This window comes from Streptomyces sp. NPDC090045, from assembly GCF_044747975.1.
GTDB lineage: Bacteria > Actinomycetota > Actinomycetes > Streptomycetales > Streptomycetaceae > Streptomyces.
The window spans coordinates 331,644-349,594 of the sequence record NZ_JBIVFA010000001.1 but is presented as its reverse complement, the minus strand read 5'-3'; the positions used below and the strand labels follow the sequence as shown (position 1 = coordinate 349,594).

Here is a 17,951-nt window from a genome sequence, read left to right as displayed (position 1 = left end):
ACCTTCTAATCTCAGATTAAAGGTTAGGGCGAGAGGTGTCAACCGGTCACGTACTCTTGAACGGTTAGCGGCATCCGGGAGGCAGGCACACATGGCGGCGACGACAGCAGACCCACGACCCCTGACCGGGGAGCCGGTCTGCCTCGACCTGCTGAACACGCGGTGGGTGGCGGACGGGGAGCCGCTCGACCTGTTCGCCGGGGCCGCGGGACTGACCCGCGTCGAAGGACTCGCGCTCTGGCTGGAGAGCACCGGCCTGGCCGGCCGCTTCCGCGCCGACGCCGCGACCCTCGTCCACCTGCTGACCGCGCGCGAGGCGCTGGCCCGCGCGGTCGCGGACCCGGCCGACGAGAGTGCCCGTACGCTGGTCGACGCCGTGCTCGAACACGGCCGGATCCGCGCCACCCTGACCGCCGAGGGCCCTGGCGAGCGCGCCGAGTTCGACGACCCGACCTGGGGTCCGGCCTGGACGGCGGCCCGGGACTACCTGGAACTGCTCGCCGGCGCACCCGACCGGATCCGCAAGTGCGCGTCCGAGACCTGCGCCCTGCACTTCCACGACGTCTCGCGCAACGGCACCCGGCGCTGGTGCTCGATGGCCGCCTGCGGAAACCGGGCGAAGGCCTCGCGCCACTACGCGCGCACGCGCGAGCGCTGAGCACCCCGAATCTGTCACACCCGCTCTGAGACCGTTCATCACGGCAAGGCGGGAAAGTCTACAAATCTACTCTTCAGCAGCCTTGGTTCGCACCACTGTGCCCCGGTACGGCCGCGCTGGCGCATGCTCCGCGCTGGCGAGAGTCCGCCATGGCAGGTCTCGGTCAATGACAACTCTCCCCAAAGAGCTGTCGCGTGAGGAAAGCTGACCGGTCATCCGGCACCGAAATCCGGACCGTATCTTTCACTTACCAGGGATGCTGATGACCCTCGAATCCCCCAGTTCCATACCCGGGGCCAGACGCGTCGCCCGCGTCGCGGCCGCGGCCGGTCTGGTCGCCGCCCTCGCGGCCACCGGCGCCGGCCCCGTGTTCGCCGCGACCGGCGCGGACAACCCGGGCACCACCCCGGCGGTCAAGTCCGCCGACCAGAAGCTCGGTTCGGCCGACGCCGAGCTGCTCCAGGAGGCCAAGGCCAAGGGTGACGCCAACGTCACCGTCATGGTCGCGACCGCCCCCGGCCAGACCAAGCAGGTGGCCGAACAGCTCGACGCCGTACAGGGCGCCTCGGTGGGCCGGACGTACGACAACCTCGGTTACGTGCGCGCCACCCTGCCCACCGGCAAGGCGGAGGCCGCGCTGAAGGCGGCCGCCAAGCTGTCCTCGGTGCACGGAATCGACCTGCGGCACGAGATCCAGCTGCCGGACCCCCGTCCCGACGCCAAGGGCGAGTCGGGCACGGTCAAGAAGACCGCCGCCGAGACGTACCCCGCGCCGGACAAGAACACCCCGGCGAAGAACCCGTACAACCCGTCCTTCGAGACGGGTGCCGTTGATTTCGTCAATGACAACCCGCAGGCCGACGGCCGTGGCGTGACCATCGGCATCATGGACTCGGGCGTCGACCTCGGCCACCCGGCCCTGCAGAAGACCACCACCGGCGAGCGCAAGATCGTCGACTGGGTGACGGCCACCGACCCGATCACCGACAACGACGGGACCTGGCGCGCCCAGATCACCCCGGTCACCGCCGCAGGCGGCACCTTCACCGCGGGCGGCCAGAGCTGGAAGGCGCCCGAGGGCACCTTCCAGTGGAGCCGGTTCAGCGAGTCGATCACCGCCACCGGTGACATGGCGGGCGACGTCAACCGGGACGGGGACACCACCGACCGGTTCGGCATGCTGTACGACGCGGCCGCCGGCACCGTCCGCGTGGACACCGACCAGGACGGCGACTTCACGAACAACGAGCCGATGAAGCCGTACAAGGACGGCTACCAGATCGGCTACTTCGGCACGGACAACCCGGCGACCGAGGTCGCCGAGCGCATCCCGTTCGTGATCGAGATCCGCAAGGACGTCCCGATGGACCCGCTGGGCGGGGACTGGGTCGGCAAGAAGGCCGACTTCGTCAACATCGGCATCATCGAGTCCGAGCACGGCACGCACGTCGCCGGCATCACCGCCGCCAACAGCCTCTTCGGCGGCAAGATGAACGGCGAGGCGCCCGGCGCGAAGCTCGTTTCCTCGCGCGCCTGCTCCTGGTCCGGCGGCTGCACCAACATCGCGCTGACCGAGGGCATGATCGACCTCGTCGTCAACCGCGGCGTGGACATCGTCAACATGTCGATCGGCGGCCTGCCGGCGCTGAACGACGGCAACAACGCGCGCGCCGAGCTCTACCGCAACCTCGTCGACACCTACGGCGTCCAGCTGGTCATCTCGGCCGGCAACTCCGGCCCGGGTGTGAACACCATCGGCGACCCGGCCCTCGCGGACAAGGTCATCTCCGTGGGCGCCTCGGTCTCGAAGGAGACGTGGGCCGCCAACTACGGCTCCGGCGTGAGCACGAAGTACAACATGTTCCCCTTCTCCTCGCGCGGTCCGCGTGAGGACGGCGGCTTCACGCCGACCATCAGCGCCCCCGGCGCGGCCATCAACACCATCCAGACCTGGCTGCCCGGCGCGCCGGTGAAGGAGGCCGGCTACACCCTGCCGGCCGGTTACGGCATGCTGCAGGGCACCTCGATGGCCTCGCCGCAGGCGGCGGGCGCGAGTGCCCTGCTGATCTCGGCCGCGAAGCAGCAGAACATCAAGCTGACCCCGGCCTCCCTGCGGGTCGCGCTCACCAGCTCCGCGAAGAAGATCGACAACGTCCCGGCGCACGCGCAGGGTTCGGGTCTGATCGACGTCAAGGGCGCCTGGGAGTCCATCCAGCGTGACGCGAAGGCCAACGAGTTCACCGTCAAGGCGCCGGTCGACACCGCGATCGACCAGTTCCTGAAGACCCCGGGCTTCGGCACCGGCCTGTACGACCGCGAGGGCGGCCTGAAGGTCGGCCAGAAGAAGGTCTACAACGTCGTCGTCACCCGCACCACGGGCGTCAAGTACGGCACCCGGCACGACCTGAGCTGGCGCAACAACGACGGCACCTTCAAGGTCATCGGCGGCTACGACTACGTCACCCTGCCGCTGAACAAGCCCGTCACCATCAAGGTCGAGGCCAACGCCAAGACGGCCGGCGTCCACAGCGGCATCCTGCAGCTGGACGACGAGACCACCGAGGGCATCGACAAGCAGATCCTGACGACCGTCGTGGCTTCCGCCCCCCTGGCCGCGCCGTCGTTCTCCCTGTCGCAGTCCTCCACCGTGCAGCGCAACTCGCACAAGTCGTACTTCGTGACCGTGCCGCCGGGCGCCAAGAGCCTGGAGGTCGCGCTCAGCGGTCTCGCGGCGGGCGCCCAGACGCGCTTCATCGCGATCCACCCGTACGGCACGCCGGTCGACCCGACGGCCACGACCAACTGCTACCCGAACTACGACAACCCGGCCAACACCTGCCGCCCCGACGTGCGCTCGTACCCCGAGCCGACGCCCGGCGTCTGGGAGATCGAGGTCGAGGCCCGTCGTACGTCGCCGGTCCTGGACAACCCGTTCAAGCTGGACGTCTCCGTGCTCGGCGCGGCCTTCGACCCCGCGGTCAAGGTCCTGCCCGAGGTGAAGCAGGGCACCCCGGCCCCGGTCCAGTGGAGCGTCAAGAACGCCGGCGCGGCCATCACCGGCGGCAAGCTCAAGGGCGGCCCGCTCGGTTCCGCGAAGGTCGCCAAGCCGACCATCGCCAACGGTGAGACCCACACCACCGAGATCGCGGTGCCCGCGGGCACCTCCCGCCTCGAGGTCGCGATCGGCAAGGTGTCCGACACCGCCGCCGACCTCGACCTCGAGGTCTACAAGGACGGCGTCAAGGTGGGCTCCGCCGCCGACGGCGACTCCGAGGAGGCCGTGAGCCTGGTGAACCCGGCCGCGGGCACCTACACCGTCAAGGTGATCGGCTACGCGATCCCGTCCGGTTCCACCACGTACGACTACCGCGACGTGTTCTTCTCGGACGCCCTGGGCTCCGTCCAGGTCGACGAGGCCGCCGCGGTGAACCTCGCCACCGGCGCCACCGCGCAGGTCTCGGCGAACGTCCTGGTCACCAGCGCGGCCCCCGAGGGCCGGCAGTTCTTCGGCCAGGTCGAGCTGCTCAACGCCCGCGGCACCGCCGCCGGCACCGGCAGCGTGCAGATCGAGAAGGTCCTCCCGTAGCACCTTCCACAGGGAAAACCCGAGGGGGCGGCGCTCTGACGAGCACCGCCCCCTCGGGCCGTTCCTCCCCCCGGCTCCGCTACTTGCCCAGCGAGCGCAGCGACTCGGCGTAGGTGCCGACCGCGTGCGCGATCACGTCCAGGTTGGTGTCGAAGACCTTGAGGTCCAGGTTCTTCAGGTTGTCGCCCGCCCCGTGGTAGTTCGGGTCGTACGGGGCCCCCGCGGTGCCGCCGTGGCGCCCGGCCTGCTCGGCGGTCTTGATGCCCTCGGCGCCGGTGAAGGTGCCGCCGGCCGGGATGCCGTTCGCGATGAAGGGGCCGTAGTCGGAGCGGCCGTCGAAGTCGCTTCCCTCGTGCGGCTTGCCCTTCTTGTCGAGGAAGCCGTTGATCAGCGCCTCGATCTGCGCCGAGCCCGCCGGGCCGGCGCCCGCGCCGGTCCGGTCGGAGTCGTCGCCGTCGTAGACGAACTGCACCGGGTTCGGCGAGGCGATCATGTCGAAGTTCAGGTAGAGCGCGATGTCCTTCTTCTGCTGCTCGGACAGCTGCGCGACGTAGTGCTCCGAGCCCAGCAGGCCCAGCTCCTCCGCCGACCACCAGGCGAAGCGGACCTTGTTGGCGGGCCCCTTGCCCTTCTTGTTGGCGCCCTCGTCGGCCAGCTTCAGGGCCACCTCCAGCAGACCGGCCGAGCCGGAGCCGTTGTCGTTGATGCCCGGGCCCTCGGGGACCGAGTCCAGGTGGGCGCCCACGGTCACCACGCGGTCGGAGCGGCCGCCGCGGGTCTCGGCGATCACGTTGCGGGTGGTCTTCTTCACGTGCTCCTGGTCCAGCTCCAGCCGCACGCTCACCTCGCCCTTCGCGGCGGCCGCGGTCAGCGCCTCGCCGTCGGCCAGCGTGATGCCGGCGCTCGGGATGATCCCCTCGTCGGGCGAGGAGAACCCGCCGCGCACCGGGGTGGTGCCGCTGTGGTTGTACACGATGACGCCGAGCGCGCCGGCCGCGGCGGCCGCCCGCTGCTTCTCCACGAAGGTGCACGCGCCCCGCTTGACCAGGGCGATCTTCCCGGTGAAGGCGCCGGCCGGGTAGTCGTCCGCCGTGCAGCCGGGGGTCTCGTCGACCCGTGCGAGGGCGAGCGGGGCGGCCAGGCCGCCGGCCGGGGTGGACTTGGTGAAGGTGAAGGCGGCGGTGGCCAGCTCGCGGGAGTCCTGGCCGAGGACGGTGGTCCGCTCCGTCTTCGTGTGCGCCTCGTAGATGTCGAAGTCCTGGTACGAGACCTGGTACCCGGCCTTCTTCAGCGTGTCGTGCACGTAGGCGGCGGAGGCCGCGTGGCCGGGCGTACCGGCGGCGCGGTTGCCGCCGTTGGCGTCGGCGATCTGCTGGAACTTCGCCAGGTGGCGGTAGGCGCCGCGGGCGGTGACCTCCTCCACCAGCTCCTTGGCGAGCCTGCCCTCCCGCGGGTGGGCGGCCGCCGGAGTGGCGGTCAGCAGGACGGGTGCGGCGACGGCGGCGGCCGCGAGGGCGGCGAGCGCCGGTATGGACCGGCGGCGGTGGCGGATGGCGCGCACGGTGGATCTCCCCGAGTCGGATGTTCGTTCTGCGGTCGGCCACGTCCGGAATCCGAGCCATGGCAGATCGGACGCTAACCGGCTCCGACCTGGCGAAACGGATGTTCAGGGGCCCTGCAACACGCCCGCCACGGACTCGTCACACGGGTTCACGTTCAGGACACCGTCCGTTCCTCGGACAATGGATTGGACAAGGCTCGTGGGGTCGAACGCATGATGGCTCCACGCGCGCCCGCGTCGTACGTACCAAAAGGAGTCACCGTGAGGGTCGGAATCGTCGGAGCCACCGGACAGGTCGGCGGAGTCATGCGCGGCATCCTCGCCGAGCGGAAGTTCCCGGTGGACGAGCTGCGGCTGTTCGCCTCGGCCCGTTCCGCGGGCTCCACCCTCGAGTGGGAGGGACAGTCGATCACCATCGAGGACGCGTCCACGGCCGACTACTCGGGCCTGGACATCGTGCTCTTCTCCGCGGGCGGCGCCACCTCCAAGGCCCTGGCCGAGAAGGTCGCCGCGCAGGGCGCCGTCGTGATCGACAACTCCTCCGCCTGGCGCAAGGACCCCGAGGTTCCCCTCGTCGTCTCCGAGGTCAACCCGCACGCGATCAAGAACCGCCCCAAGGGCATCATCGCGAACCCGAATTGCACCACCATGGCCGCGATGCCGGTGCTGCGCCCGCTGCACGACGAGGCCGGCCTGTCCGCGCTGATCGCCACCACCTACCAGGCCGTGTCCGGGTCGGGCCTGGCCGGTGTCGCCGAGCTGCGCACCCAGGCCTGCGCGGTCTCCGAGGCCGCCGACCAGCTGACCTTCGACGGCGGCGCGGTGGACTTCCCGGAGCCGGCCGTCTACAAGCGGCCCATCGCCTACAACGTCGTACCGCTCGCGGGCTCGATCGTCGACGACGGCTCCTTCGAGACCGACGAGGAGCAGAAGCTCCGCAACGAGTCCCGCAAGATCCTGGAGATCCCGGAGCTCAAGGTCTCGGGCACCTGCGTGCGCGTGCCGGTCTTCTCCGGCCACTCCCTGCAGATCAACGCCCGCTTCGACCGCCCGATCAGCGTCGAGCGCGCCTACGAGCTCCTCAAGGACGCCCCGGGCGTCGAGCTGTCGGAGATCCCGACCCCCCTCCAGGCCGCCGGCAAGGACGCCTCGTACGTGGGCCGCATCCGCTCCGACGAGACGGTGGAGAACGGCCTCGCGCTGTTCCTCTCGAACGACAACCTCCGCAAGGGCGCGGCCCTGAACGCGGTCCAGATCGCGGAGCTCGTCGCGGAGGAGCTCCGCCAGGGCTGATCCCGGCGCGCGTACGGCTGAGGGGCGGATGCCGGACGGCACCCGCCCCTCCCGCACGTCACGGCCTGCGGACCTCGAACAGGAAGCAGCCGAACTCGGCGGCGCGCACGTGCGCGAGGACCACCGCGGGGTCCGCGAAGGCCTCGTCGAGGGCCCGCTCGATCATCCCGTCGGGATCCGTGCCCAGTTCCAGGACCTGCCCGCCGAGAATGTGCCCGCGGGCGTCGTACCGCCGCAGGACGCGCCGCACGCCGGGCCGGGCGAACGGGTAGCCCTGCCCGTCCGACGGTCCGCCGCAGTCCTCGGCGTGGACGAAGACGGGCCCCTGCTCGTCGTAGGCACCCGGATCCACACCCGTGGCGGCGGCCCAGCGCCGCAGCGGTGCGTACGAGACGAGCGCGATCAGCTCACCGGCCGTGCCGGGGCGCAGGCAGCACCGCAGCGGCGCCCCGCCCTCGTCGTCGGTGAACGGGACGCAGTCCCGCCCTGCGTCGTCGCGGTCGCGGAGCTCCTTGAGCGCCGCCTCTTGAATGGGCATCGCCCGGTATGCGCTGTTCATACCCGTCAGCATGGCGCAGCCGACCGCCGCAATCCGGCAGGTTTCCGACCTCGTGTTCGCCGGTGGATTACTCCGCGCCGGTGGCGCCCCCCTCGTGGAAGGATGACGGGGCAACGTCACCATCAAAGGAGATGACCGCGTGCCAGGCACGAATCTCACCCGTGAAGAGGCTCAGCAGCGGGCAAAGCTGCTCACCGTCGACTCCTACGAGATCGAACTCGATCTCAGCGGAGCGCAGGAAGGTGGCACCTACCCGTCCGTGACCACCGTGCGCTTCCAGTCGGCCGAGGCCGGGGCCGAGACCTTCATCGACCTGGTCGCACCGGCCGTGCACGAGGTCGTCCTCAACGGCAGGTCGCTGGACGTCGCGGCGGTCTTCCGGGACTCCCGCATCGCCCTGGCCCACCTGGAGGCCGGGGCCAACGAGCTCCGGGTCGTCGCGGACTGCGCGTACACGAACACCGGTGAGGGCCTGCACCGCTTCGTGGACCCGGTCGACGAGCAGGCGTACCTCTACACCCAGTTCGAGGTGCCGGACGCGCGGCGGGTCTTCGCCAGCTTCGAGCAGCCCGACCTGAAGGCCACGTTCCAGTTCACCGTGACGGCCCCCGAGGGCTGGACGGTCATCTCGAACTCGCCGACGCCGGAGGCGGCGGACGTCAAGGACAACGTCTGGCGCTTCGAGCCGACCCCGCGCATCTCCTCGTACATCACGGCGCTCATCGTCGGCCCGTACCACGCGGTGCACAGCTCCTACGAGGGCAAGGACGGCCAGTCCGTGCCGCTCGGCATCTACTGCCGGCCCTCGCTCGCCGAGTTCCTCGACGCGGACGCGATCTTCGACGTGACCCGGCAGGGCTTCGACTGGTTCCAGGAGAAGTTCGCCTACGACTACCCCTTCGCCAAGTACGACCAGCTCTTCGTGCCGGAGTTCAACGCGGGCGCCATGGAGAACGCGGGCGCGGTCACCATCCGCGACCAGTACGTCTTCCGCTCGAAGGTGACGGACGCGGCGTACGAGGTGCGGGCGGAGACGATCCTCCACGAGCTCGCGCACATGTGGTTCGGCGACCTGGTCACCATGGAGTGGTGGAACGACCTGTGGCTGAACGAGTCGTTCGCCACCTACACCTCGATCGCCTGCCAGGCGTACTCCGAGGGCTCGAAGTGGCCGCACGCGTGGACCACGTTCGCCAACTCCATGAAGACGTGGGCGTACCGGCAGGACCAGCTGCCGTCCACGCACCCGATCATGGCGGACATCCGTGACCTCGACGACGTCATGGTCAACTTCGACGGCATCACGTACGCCAAGGGCGCCTCGGTGCTCAAGCAGCTCGTCGCCTACGTCGGCATGGACGCCTTCTTCAAGGGCGTGCAGGCGTACTTCAAGGCGCACGCCTTCGGGAACACGCGCCTGTCCGACCTGCTGGGCGCCCTGGAGGAGACCTCCGGCCGCGACCTGACCGCCTGGTCGAAGGCGTGGCTGGAGACGGCCGGCATCAACATCCTGCGCCCGGAGATCACCACCGGCGCGGACGGCCTGATCACCGCCTTCGGCATCCGCCAGGAGGCGCCCGCGCTGCCCGCCGGCGCCCAGGGCGAGTCCACCCTGCGCCCGCACCGCATCGCGGTCGGCCTGTACGAGCTCCAGGACGGCGCCCTCGTACGCACCGACCGGATCGAGCTGGACATCGACGGCGCGCTCACCACGGTGCCGGAGCTCGTCGGCCGGGCCCGCCCGGCGGTCGTCCTGCTGAACGACGACGACCTGTCGTACGCGAAGGTCCGCCTCGACGAGGAGTCCCTCGCCGCGGTCACGGCGCACATCGGCGACTTCGCGGAGTCCCTGCCGCGCGCGCTGTGCTGGGCCTCCGCCTGGGACATGACGCGGGACGGCGAGCTCGCCACCCGCGACTACCTCGCGCTGGTCCTCTCGGGCATCGGCAAGGAGTCCGACATCGGCGTCGTCCAGTCGCTGCACCGCCAGGTGAAGCTGGCCGTGGACCAGTACGCCGACCCGGCGTGGCGGGAGCAGGGCCTGGCGGCCTGGACCGAGGCCACGCTGGAGCACCTGCGTGCGGCGGCGCCGGGCAGCGACCACCAGCTGGCGTGGGCGCGGGCCTTCGCGGCCACGGCCCGCACCGAGGGGCAGCTGACCTACCTGTCGGCCCTGCTCGACGGCGCGGCGGAGATCGAGGGCCTGGCCGTCGACACCGAGCTGCGGTGGGCGTTCCTGGAGCGGCTCGCCGCGACGGGCGTCGCCGAGGAGGCCGCCATCGCGGCGGAGCTGGACCGGGACCCCACGGCGGCCGGTGAGCGCCACGCGGCGACCGCGCGGGCGGCTCGGCCGACGGCGGAGGCCAAGGCTCGGGCGTGGGCCTCGGTGGTGGAGTCCGCGGACCTCCCCAACGCCGTGCAGGAGGCCGTGATCGGCGGCTTCGTCCAGACCGACCAGCGCGAGCTGCTGGCCCCGTACACCGCGAAGTACTTCGCGGCGGTCAAGGAGGTCTGGGACACCCGCAGCCACGAGATCGCCCAGCAGATCGCGGTGGGCCTGTACCCGGCGCTCCAGGTCTCCGCGGACACCCTGGACGCGACGGACGCGTGGCTGGCCTCGGCCGAGCCGAACGCGGCCCTGCGCCGCCTGGTCTCGGAGTCCCGCGCGGGCGTCGAACGCGCGCTCAAGGCCCAGGCAGCCGACGCCGCGGCCGCTGCCGCTCAGGCCTAAGGAGCCTCCGGCTCCTGGGGCTCCGCCCCAGACCCCGCGCCTCAAACGCCGGCGAGGCTGGATCTTCCGGGCGGAGCCCGGGTATTTCAGCCCGCCCGGCGTTTGAGGGCACGGGCGCGCAGCGCACGTACGGGGTCCGGGGCGGAGCACCGGGAAACGGAGAAAGGGCGGGGCGGGGAGGCGGCTCCGCGCAGCGGCGCACCCGCACCCGGCGGTCAGCGGGCGGCGGCCGCGGCGCGTAGTGCGGCCAGGACGTGGGACAGGGCGGGCGCGGCTTCGGCGCCCCGCCGGACCGCGGCGATCACGTGCCGCGTCGGCCGATCGTGCGCGAGCACCCGCACCGCCACCCCCGACACCCGGCTCGACACCATCCGCGGGACCAGCGCCACCCCCATCCCCGCCTCGACCATGGCCAGGATCGCCGTCCAGCCGGAGGCCGAGTGCGCCTGCTCCGGGACGAACCCCGCCGCCTCGCACGCGGTGCGGGTGATCTCCGACCAGGGGCCGCTGCCCCCGTAGATCCACCGGTCGCCGGACAGGTCCGCCAGCCGCAGCCCCGCCGCGCCCGCCAGCGGATGCCCCGGCGGGAGCGCCACGTCCAGCGGGTCCTCCAGGAGCGTCACCCGGGTGAACCGGGCGTCCCTCGCGGTCGGCGCATGGGCCGCCAGCGACAGCGCCAGGTCGACGCCCCCGGCCGACAGGAGCTCGTACGACTCCGCCGCCTCGGCCTCCCGGACCCGTACTTCCACCCCCGGACGGGTCGTGCGCAGCGCCGCCACCGCCGGGACCACGAGCGCCGGCACGGCCGTGGAGAAGGCGCCGACCCGGACCTCCCCCGCGTCCCCGGACAGATAGCCGGCCAGCTCCGCGTCGGCCGCCTCCAGCTGTGCGAACACCGCCTCCGCGTGCCGCAGGACGAGGTGGGCCGCGTCGGTGAGGCGGACCCGCCGGCCCTCGGCCTCCAGCAGGGTCACCCCCAGCTGCCGGGCGAGGTTCGTCAGCTGCTGCGAAACGGCCGAGGGCGTCATGTGCAGCGCCTCGGCCGTCGCGGTCACGGTCCCCTGTTCGGCGAGGGCCCGCAGGATCCGCAGCTTCTTGATGTCCCACTCGGTCATGGGCCCGAACCTACCGCCGTGCACCGAGCCCGACACCGCCCAGGATCAGCGCCATGCAGAGCAGTTGCGCGGGTCCGGTCCGCTCGCCCAGGAGCAGGAGGCCGAGCCCGGCCACGCACACCGGCTGGAGGTAGTAGACGACTCCGGCGCGGGCCGCCCCGATGATCGAGACCGCCTTGTTCCAGGCGAAGAAGGCGACGGCCGAGGAGAACACCCCGACGTACAGCAGCGGGCCGACGGTCCCGGTGGTGATCTCGAAGCCGCCCTGGACGGAGACGGAGACGGCGTAGACGGGCGCCAGCATCAGCGCGCCGAGCACGAAGGTGGTGATCAGGAAGGCGAGGCCGCCCAGTTCGGCGGGCTTGCGCCGCAGCAGGGCGCTGTACGTGGCGAAGGAGAGGGCGGCGCCGAACATCCACAGGTCGCCGGCGCCGAAGTCGAATCCGAGGGAGCCGTCGCCGACGAGCAGCAGCACGCCGAAGGCGGCGAGCAGGATGCCGAAGGTCCGCCGGGGGCCGAGCCGTTCGCCGCCGAGGCGGGCGTAGAGCGCCATGATGACCGGCGAGGCGGCCATGATCATGCCCATGTTGGAGGCGGAGGTGGTCAGTCCGGCCTGGTGGACGAGCGTGTTGTAGAGGGCGACGCCGAACAGCGAGGCGAGGGCGATGTAGCCGAAGTGCCGCCGGATCAGGGCCCGCTGCTGCCAGGCCTGGCGGGCGGCGAAGGGGGCGACGGCGATCAGGGCGATGATCCAGCGCCAGAAGACCGCCTGGACGGGCGGGACGGTGTCGGCCATTCCCCGGGTGGCCACGAAGCTGCCGGACCAGACGACCGTCGCGGTCAGGGCGAGGAGGACGCCGAGTCCGGCGGCGCCCTTCCTCCCCGTGCTGCCGGGCTCGGCGTGCGAAACGGTACGGACGCGGTCGCGGTCGCGGTCCATGACGGCCACTGTGTGTCTCCCCCTCGGAGTCGGTCGGGCTATCTGTCGTCGGACTACCGTCGCACCCTCTCATCGGTCAGGTCCATCGAAATGTTCTGATCGTTCCGTTCAGTAGAACTGAACGGTCGGGGGGTGCGGGCGGCCGCCAGCTGACCGGCGACGGTGGCTCCGAAGGCGATCGCCATGCCCACGAGCTGTACGGGCGACAGCGCCTGGCCGAGGGCGGCCCAGCCGATGACGGCGGCGGTGAGCGGGGAGAGCGGTCCGAGCAGGGTGACCGAGGTGGCGGTGAGCTGTCCGATGCCGCGGAACCAGAGCCAGTACGCGATCCCGGTGTTGATCAGCATCATGTAGCCGTAGCCGAGGAAGGCCCTGCCGTCGAGCGCGGGCGGGGCTCCCTCGACGAGGGCGGCGACCGGGATGATGAACAGCCCGCCCGCGGTGAGCTGCCAGCCGGTCATCGCCAGCGGGCCGACGCCTTCGGGGCGGCCCCAGCGCTTGGTCATGACGGTGCCCGCACCCATCGAGGCGGAGGAGATCACGCCGGCGATGACGCCGACAACGTCGAGTCTCGCCTCTGCGGTGAGGACGACCATGCTCACGCCGAACGCCCCCACGACGGCCGCCAGTACGGTGCGCAGGCCGGCCCGTTCCCCGAGGACGAGGGCGGCGAGTCCTACGACGAACAGCGGGCCGGCGGCGCCCAGTACGGCCGCGACACCGCCGGGGAGCCGGTAGGCGGAGAGGAAGAGGAGCGGGAAGAAGGCGCCGATGTTGAGGATGCCGAGGACGGCGGACTTCCACCACCACTCGCCCTTGGGCAGGGTGCGGGCCAGGGCGGTCAGCAGCAGGCCGGCGGGCAGGGCCCGCATGACCCCGGTGAACAGCGGCCGGTCGGGCGGCAGCAGTTCGGTGGCCACCGCGTAGGTGGAGCCCCAGGAGATGGGGGCGAGGGCGGTCAGGGCGACGGTGGCGAAGCGCTTCATGGCGGGTGGCTCCTCGATCGGGTGAGGAAGGCGGGACCGGGCGGGAGGGTTCAGGCGGCGACGGCGGAGGCCGGCCGGGGTTCGGGCGCCGCCCCGCTCCCGGCGTCGGCAGCGGCGGCACCGGCAGCGGCGGCGGCCGGCGGCTCGGCGTGCACGGCCTCGGCCGGCAGGTGCCGCTCCAGCCGGACCAGTGCCAGGGCGGCGCCGAGTGCGGCGACGGTGAGGACGCCCCAGGGCAGGCGGCCGTCGACGGCGAGCAGGGCGGTGAAGAGGGAGGGGGCGAGCGCACTGGCCAGCGAGTAGGACAGCTGGTAGGTGGCCAGGTAGCGGCCGCGGACGGCCTCGGGGGCGGCGGAGACCGACAGGGCGCCGCCGGAGGGGCTGTGCACGAGTTCGCCGAGGGTGTAGACGGCGACGATGACCAGCAGGGCGACCAGGGTCACGGTCTGGCCCGGGCGCAGCGTGCCGAGGACGATCTGCCCGACGAAGGCGGCGGCGAAGAGCAGGGCGCCGAGGGCGGCCGAGCGGGTGCGGCGGGCGCCGGAGCGGCGGACGCGGCCCGCGATCAGCACGCCGATCCCGGCGCACAGGACGGTGTTGACGGTGAAGGCGGCTCCGGTGAGGGAGTCGGGCGCCGCCAGCCAGGTGGAGAGGTAGAGCGGGAAGAGGACGGAGAGGGCGGAGTAGCCGAGCGCGGTGAGGAAGTTCGCGGCGGTGAGCCCGAGGAAGGGGCGGTCGCGCAGGACCATCCGGTACCCGGCGGCCGTCCGCGGGGCGGAGCCGGCCGCGGCCTCGCGGAGCGGGCGGACCCGGCTGACGAGCAGTCCGGCGAGGGCGAAGGCGAGGGAGTTGCCCCAGGCAGTGTAGGTGAAGCCGCCGGTCCCCCACAGGGCCAGCACTCCGGAGACGAGCAGGGCGCCCGCCCCCATCCCGGCGTTCTGCAGGGCCCGGGTGGACGCCTGGAGCCGGTCGCGCGCGGCGCCCCGCGCCACCTCGCCGATCAGGGATTGCTGGACGACGGAGAACGAGCGGTCGGCGAGCGCGGTGACGAGGGCGACGGCCGCGAAGGCGGGCAGGGAGCTCGCGAAGGGGTAGAGGGCGAAGCCGAGCGCCCGGATCCCGTAGAGCACCAGGTTGACCCTCTTGGCGCCGAAGCGGTCGACGGCCGAGCCGGCCAGCGGCATGAACGCCAGTCCGGCCAGCCCGGTGACCGTCATGACCAGGCCGACGAGGGTGAGGGAGAGGCCGGTGACGTGGTGGAAGAAGACGAGCGAGAACGGGATGTACATGCCGATCCCGATCGCACTGACGCCGATGCCGAGGAGCAGCGACCGCTCCCCCGCGACCTTCGCCTCCCCGGCCGTCGCTGTCCTGCTCCTGAACACTGCCATGACGGCCTCTCCCCCAGATTCGGTTGCTCGTAAGTAGCTTATCGCTAAGCTACTTTTCGTCAAGCAACTTTCTTGCGAACAATCTCAGGGAAGCGGAATACTGCACTCATGAGTGACGACAAGGACGCGGTCGACGCGATCACGGCCCAGTGGTTCGCCGTGCGCCCCGACCTGGACACGGCCCCCATGGCCGTCTTCGGACGCATCTACCGGATCGCCAAGGCCATGGGCGACGCGATGGAAGAGCGCTACGCCCGCTTCGGCATCTCGCGCGGGGAGTTCGACGTCGTCGCCACCCTGCGCCGTTCGGGCGCCCCGTACACGCTCTCGCCCCGCCAGCTCTCGGCCACGCTGATGCTCACCACGGGCGGCATGACCGGGCGGCTGGACAAGCTGGAGAAGGCCGGGCTGCTCTGCCGCAAGCCCGATCCGCACGACCGGCGGGGGCTCCAGGTGACGATCACCGACCGCGGCCTCGCGCTGATCGACGAGGCGGTCGCCGCCGGCCTGGAGGTGCAGCGCGACGCGCTGACCGGGCTGAGCGACGAGGAGGTCGGCGTACTCACCGGTCTGCTCCGCAAGCTACTGGCCGGCATCTGAGTCGTCCGAGGCGCCCGCGGGGCGCCCGAAGACACGACAAGGCGCCGGGGGTCGCCACACGGCCGATGCGAATCGGCGGTGCGGACCCCCGGCGCCCGGAAAGTCCTGCGGTCCCGGCCCCGAGGGGCCGGACCTGCTCAGGCCTGCTTCTGCTGCCGGTCCGACTTGTCGAGGACCATCACGAGACCCGCGATGACCAGGAACAGCACGATCGGCAGGGCCACGTACAGGCCGAGCGTCTGGGCGATGCTCAGGCCCGGGCCCGGGTCGTCACCGTCGTCGCGGGTCAGCGCGAGGGCGGGAGACGTCATCAGCAGCATCATCAGCGTCGTTCCGGCCGTGACGGCGCCGGCGCGCAGAGCGTTCTTCTTGTCCACGGTGCAAACGTAGCGAACACCTAAACGGGGCGCGCGCCCGGGGGTGCCGTACGAGGTCGCACGCCCCCTGCCAGCGCCCCCAGCAGGGCGTTCGCCCGGGGCGAGGCGACCAGTTCCTCCAGCGTCAGGGGCCGCCCCGCGGCATCGGCCACCGGAAGCCGCCAATTGGGGTACTGGTCCCAGGTGCCGGGCAGGTTCTGCGGCCGCCGGTCCCCCACCGCGTCCGGCAGCCATACGCCGACCATCCGCGCCGGGGTGCGCAGCAGGAACTCGTACAGGGCCCGTACGGCGGCCTCCTCGCCCTTGGTCTCCAGGCCGAGCCGGTCCAGCAGCTCCAGCCACTCGGCGGTGTCGGCGGCGTCCTCGGCCCGTTCCTCCGCGGCCGGGCGGGTCAGCAGGCCGAGCCGGTCGCGCAGTTCCACGTGCGCCCCGGCGAGCTTGGCGGCCGTGGGCGGCAGGTCGTGGGTGGTGGCGGTGGCCAGGCAGTCGGCCCGCCAGGCCTGCGGCGGGAGGGGGCTCCCGCTGCCGGCCCAGTCCCGTTCGAACCAGAGCACCGAGGTGCCGAGCACCCCGCGCCGGGCCAGCTCCTGACGGACCCGCGGCTCCACCGTCCCGAGGTCCTCGCCGATGACCAGGGCGCCGGCCCGGTGGGCCTCCAGGACCAGGATCGCCAGCATGGCCTCGCCGTCGTAGCCGACGTACGTGCCCTCGGCGGGCGGGGTCCCCTCCGGGATCCACCACAGCCGGAACAGGCCCATGACGTGGTCGATCCGCAGCGCCCCCGCGTAGCTGAACACCCCGCGCAGCAGTGACCGGAAGGGGGCGTAGGCGGTGGCGGCCAGTACGTCGGGGCGCCACGGCGGCAGCCCCCAGTCCTGGCCGCGCGCGTTGAAGGCGTCCGGCGGGGCGCCGACGGAGATGTGCCGGGCGTAGCTGGGCGACCCGGACACGTCGGAGCCCTGCGGGTGCACCCCGACGGCGAGGTCGTGCACGATGCCGACCGTCATGCCCGCCCCCCGGGCGGCCCGCTGGGCGGCGGCGAGCTGGCCGTCCGTCAGCCAGACCAGCCAGCGGTGGAAGTCCCCGCGCTCCTGCGGGTCCTCCCCCGCGTGCCCGGCGCACCAGGCGGCGTGCACGTCCAGCGGAGCGCCCTGCTCGGCGAGGAACGCGCGGTAGGCGGCCTCGCGCGCGGGCGTGCGCGGGACGGCGTACAGCAGCTCCAGGGCCTGCCGCTTGAGGTCCCACACGGCGTCCCGGTCGATGAGCGCGCCCTTCTCCAGCACCTCGCGGCGCAGCTGCGCGCCCTGCCCGGCGAGTTCGGCGAGGGCCGCGCGGTCGGGGCAGTCGGCGTACTCCGGGACGTCCTCGATCCGCAGGTGGACCGGGTCCGGGAAGCGGCGCGAGGACGGCCGGTACGGGGAGGGGTCGGTCGGGGTGCCGGGCACGGCCGCGTGCAGCGGGTTGACCTGGATGAAGCCGGCGCCGTGGGTGCGGCCCGCCCAGCGGGCGAGCTCCGCGAGGTCCCCGAGGTCGCCCATGCCCCAGGAGTGCTCGGAGAGCAGGGAGTAGAGCTGGACGAGCAGCCCGTGGGCCCGCTCGGGTGCGGCCGGGGCCCGCTCCGGGGCCACGACCAGGGTGGCCTCGGCGGTCCGCCCGTCGGATGCCCGGGCGGTGAGCCGGTGGACGCCCAGGGGCAGTCCGGGGCCCCACGCGAGCTCCTCCCCCGTCTCCTCGGCCACCACGCGGACCCGGGTGCCCGGCGGGAGGGCGGCGGGCTGCGGCGGCACGGGCTCCCCCTGCCAGAGCACCACCGTCGGCGGCAGGAGCCGCCGGGCCGCCTCCCGTGACTCCTCCTCGGCGGACACCCGGATGCTCTCGGCGTCGTCCGTGACCACCCCGAGCAGGCCGAGGACGGTCTTGACGGTGGCCTCCGGCACCTGGACGGTGACGTGCGCGGCGGGCTGGTAGGCGGTGGCGATGCCGTACAGGGCAGCGAGCCGGGCCAGGTCGTCCATCAACGGGCGCTCCTTCGTGCGTGCGGGCATGAGGGTGAGTCAGAAGCGTGGTGCAGGAGGACGGGACGCCGCGGGGGAACACGCCAGCCATACCCACTCGGAGGGACCGCATTCCTGTCATATCCGGGTCAGATCGCCC

13 protein-coding genes are annotated in these 17,951 nt (G+C 72.1%); 5 read left to right on the top strand and 8 right to left on the bottom strand.

The window, feature by feature from the left end:
- The first annotated feature begins 91 nt into the window (after positions 1 to 91).
- Both ACIPYQ_RS01520 and ACIPYQ_RS01515 read left to right on the top strand, forming a co-directional pair.
- A complete protein-coding gene (locus ACIPYQ_RS01520) occupies positions 92 to 658 on the top strand; it encodes a CGNR zinc finger domain-containing protein (RefSeq protein WP_401245164.1) in 567 nt (188 codons plus the stop codon).
- 262 nt (positions 659 to 920) lie between these two features.
- The gene (locus ACIPYQ_RS01515; protein WP_401245162.1) at positions 921 to 4,244 is read left to right on the top strand and encodes a S8 family serine peptidase; all 3,324 of its coding nucleotides are present in this window, start codon (positions 921 to 923) and stop codon (positions 4,242 to 4,244) included.
- A gap of 79 nt (positions 4,245 to 4,323) precedes the next feature.
- On the opposite strand, the gene ACIPYQ_RS01510 is transcribed toward ACIPYQ_RS01515, so the two are convergent.
- Positions 4,324 to 5,805 carry a M28 family metallopeptidase gene (locus ACIPYQ_RS01510; protein WP_401245160.1) on the bottom strand — a complete coding sequence of 494 codons (1,482 nt, stop codon included), beginning with the start codon at positions 5,803 to 5,805 and terminating at the stop codon, positions 4,324 to 4,326.
- A 261-nt stretch (positions 5,806 to 6,066) separates the two neighbouring features.
- On the opposite strand from ACIPYQ_RS01510, the gene ACIPYQ_RS01505 reads away from it, so the two are divergent.
- The gene (locus ACIPYQ_RS01505) at positions 6,067 to 7,098 is read left to right on the top strand and encodes an aspartate-semialdehyde dehydrogenase (protein ID WP_401245158.1); all 1,032 of its coding nucleotides are present in this window, start codon (positions 6,067 to 6,069) and stop codon (positions 7,096 to 7,098) included.
- A 58-nt stretch (positions 7,099 to 7,156) separates the two neighbouring features.
- Here the strand turns inward: ACIPYQ_RS01505 and ACIPYQ_RS01500 are convergent, their stop codons facing one another.
- Entirely contained in the window at positions 7,157 to 7,657 is a 501-nt protein-coding gene (locus tag ACIPYQ_RS01500; RefSeq protein WP_401245156.1) for a DUF1203 domain-containing protein, read from the bottom strand.
- 139 nt (positions 7,658 to 7,796) lie between these two features.
- Here ACIPYQ_RS01500 and pepN point away from each other — a divergent pair, with 139 nt between their 5' ends.
- Positions 7,797 to 10,388: an aminopeptidase N gene (gene pepN / locus ACIPYQ_RS01495; RefSeq protein ID WP_401245154.1), complete on the top strand. Its 2,592-nt coding sequence runs from the start codon at positions 7,797 to 7,799 to the stop codon at positions 10,386 to 10,388.
- A 215-nt stretch (positions 10,389 to 10,603) separates the two neighbouring features.
- Here the strand turns inward: pepN and ACIPYQ_RS01490 are convergent, their stop codons facing one another.
- The 4 genes from ACIPYQ_RS01490 to ACIPYQ_RS01475 are packed head-to-tail and all read right to left on the bottom strand — an operon-like array spanning position 10,604 to position 14,820.
- Complete coding sequence (locus ACIPYQ_RS01490; protein ID WP_401245152.1) at positions 10,604 to 11,503, bottom strand: LysR family transcriptional regulator; 900 nt, start codon at positions 11,501 to 11,503, stop codon at positions 10,604 to 10,606.
- Positions 11,504 to 11,513: 10 nt separating this feature from the next.
- Positions 11,514 to 12,443 (bottom strand): DMT family transporter, encoded by a 930-nt coding sequence (locus tag ACIPYQ_RS01485; RefSeq protein ID WP_401245150.1) that lies wholly within the window; start codon positions 12,441 to 12,443, stop codon positions 11,514 to 11,516.
- Positions 12,444 to 12,496: 53 nt separating this feature from the next.
- On the bottom strand, positions 12,497 to 13,429 hold the full coding sequence (locus tag ACIPYQ_RS01480) for an EamA family transporter (protein ID WP_401245148.1): 933 nt from the start codon (positions 13,427 to 13,429) through the stop codon (positions 12,497 to 12,499).
- Between the two features lie 50 nt (positions 13,430 to 13,479).
- Positions 13,480 to 14,820, bottom strand: a complete 1,341-nt coding sequence (locus ACIPYQ_RS01475; RefSeq protein ID WP_401245146.1) for an MFS transporter — start codon at positions 14,818 to 14,820, stop codon at positions 13,480 to 13,482.
- A gap of 108 nt (positions 14,821 to 14,928) precedes the next feature.
- Between ACIPYQ_RS01475 and ACIPYQ_RS01470 the strand changes: the two genes are divergently transcribed.
- Positions 14,929 to 15,420 (top strand): MarR family transcriptional regulator, encoded by a 492-nt coding sequence (locus ACIPYQ_RS01470; RefSeq protein WP_361770690.1) that lies wholly within the window; start codon positions 14,929 to 14,931, stop codon positions 15,418 to 15,420.
- 137 nt (positions 15,421 to 15,557) lie between these two features.
- Here ACIPYQ_RS01470 and ACIPYQ_RS01465 read toward each other — a convergent pair whose 3' ends face one another.
- Together ACIPYQ_RS01465 and ACIPYQ_RS01460 are read right to left on the bottom strand one after the other, a co-directional pair.
- Positions 15,558 to 15,797, bottom strand: coding sequence for a hypothetical protein (locus ACIPYQ_RS01465; protein ID WP_361770692.1), 240 nt, complete (start codon positions 15,795 to 15,797; stop codon positions 15,558 to 15,560).
- 20 nt (positions 15,798 to 15,817) lie between these two features.
- Positions 15,818 to 17,842 carry a 4-alpha-glucanotransferase gene (locus ACIPYQ_RS01460; RefSeq protein WP_401245143.1) on the bottom strand — a complete coding sequence of 675 codons (2,025 nt, stop codon included), beginning with the start codon at positions 17,840 to 17,842 and terminating at the stop codon, positions 15,818 to 15,820.
- Positions 17,843 to 17,951 lie beyond the last annotated feature (109 nt).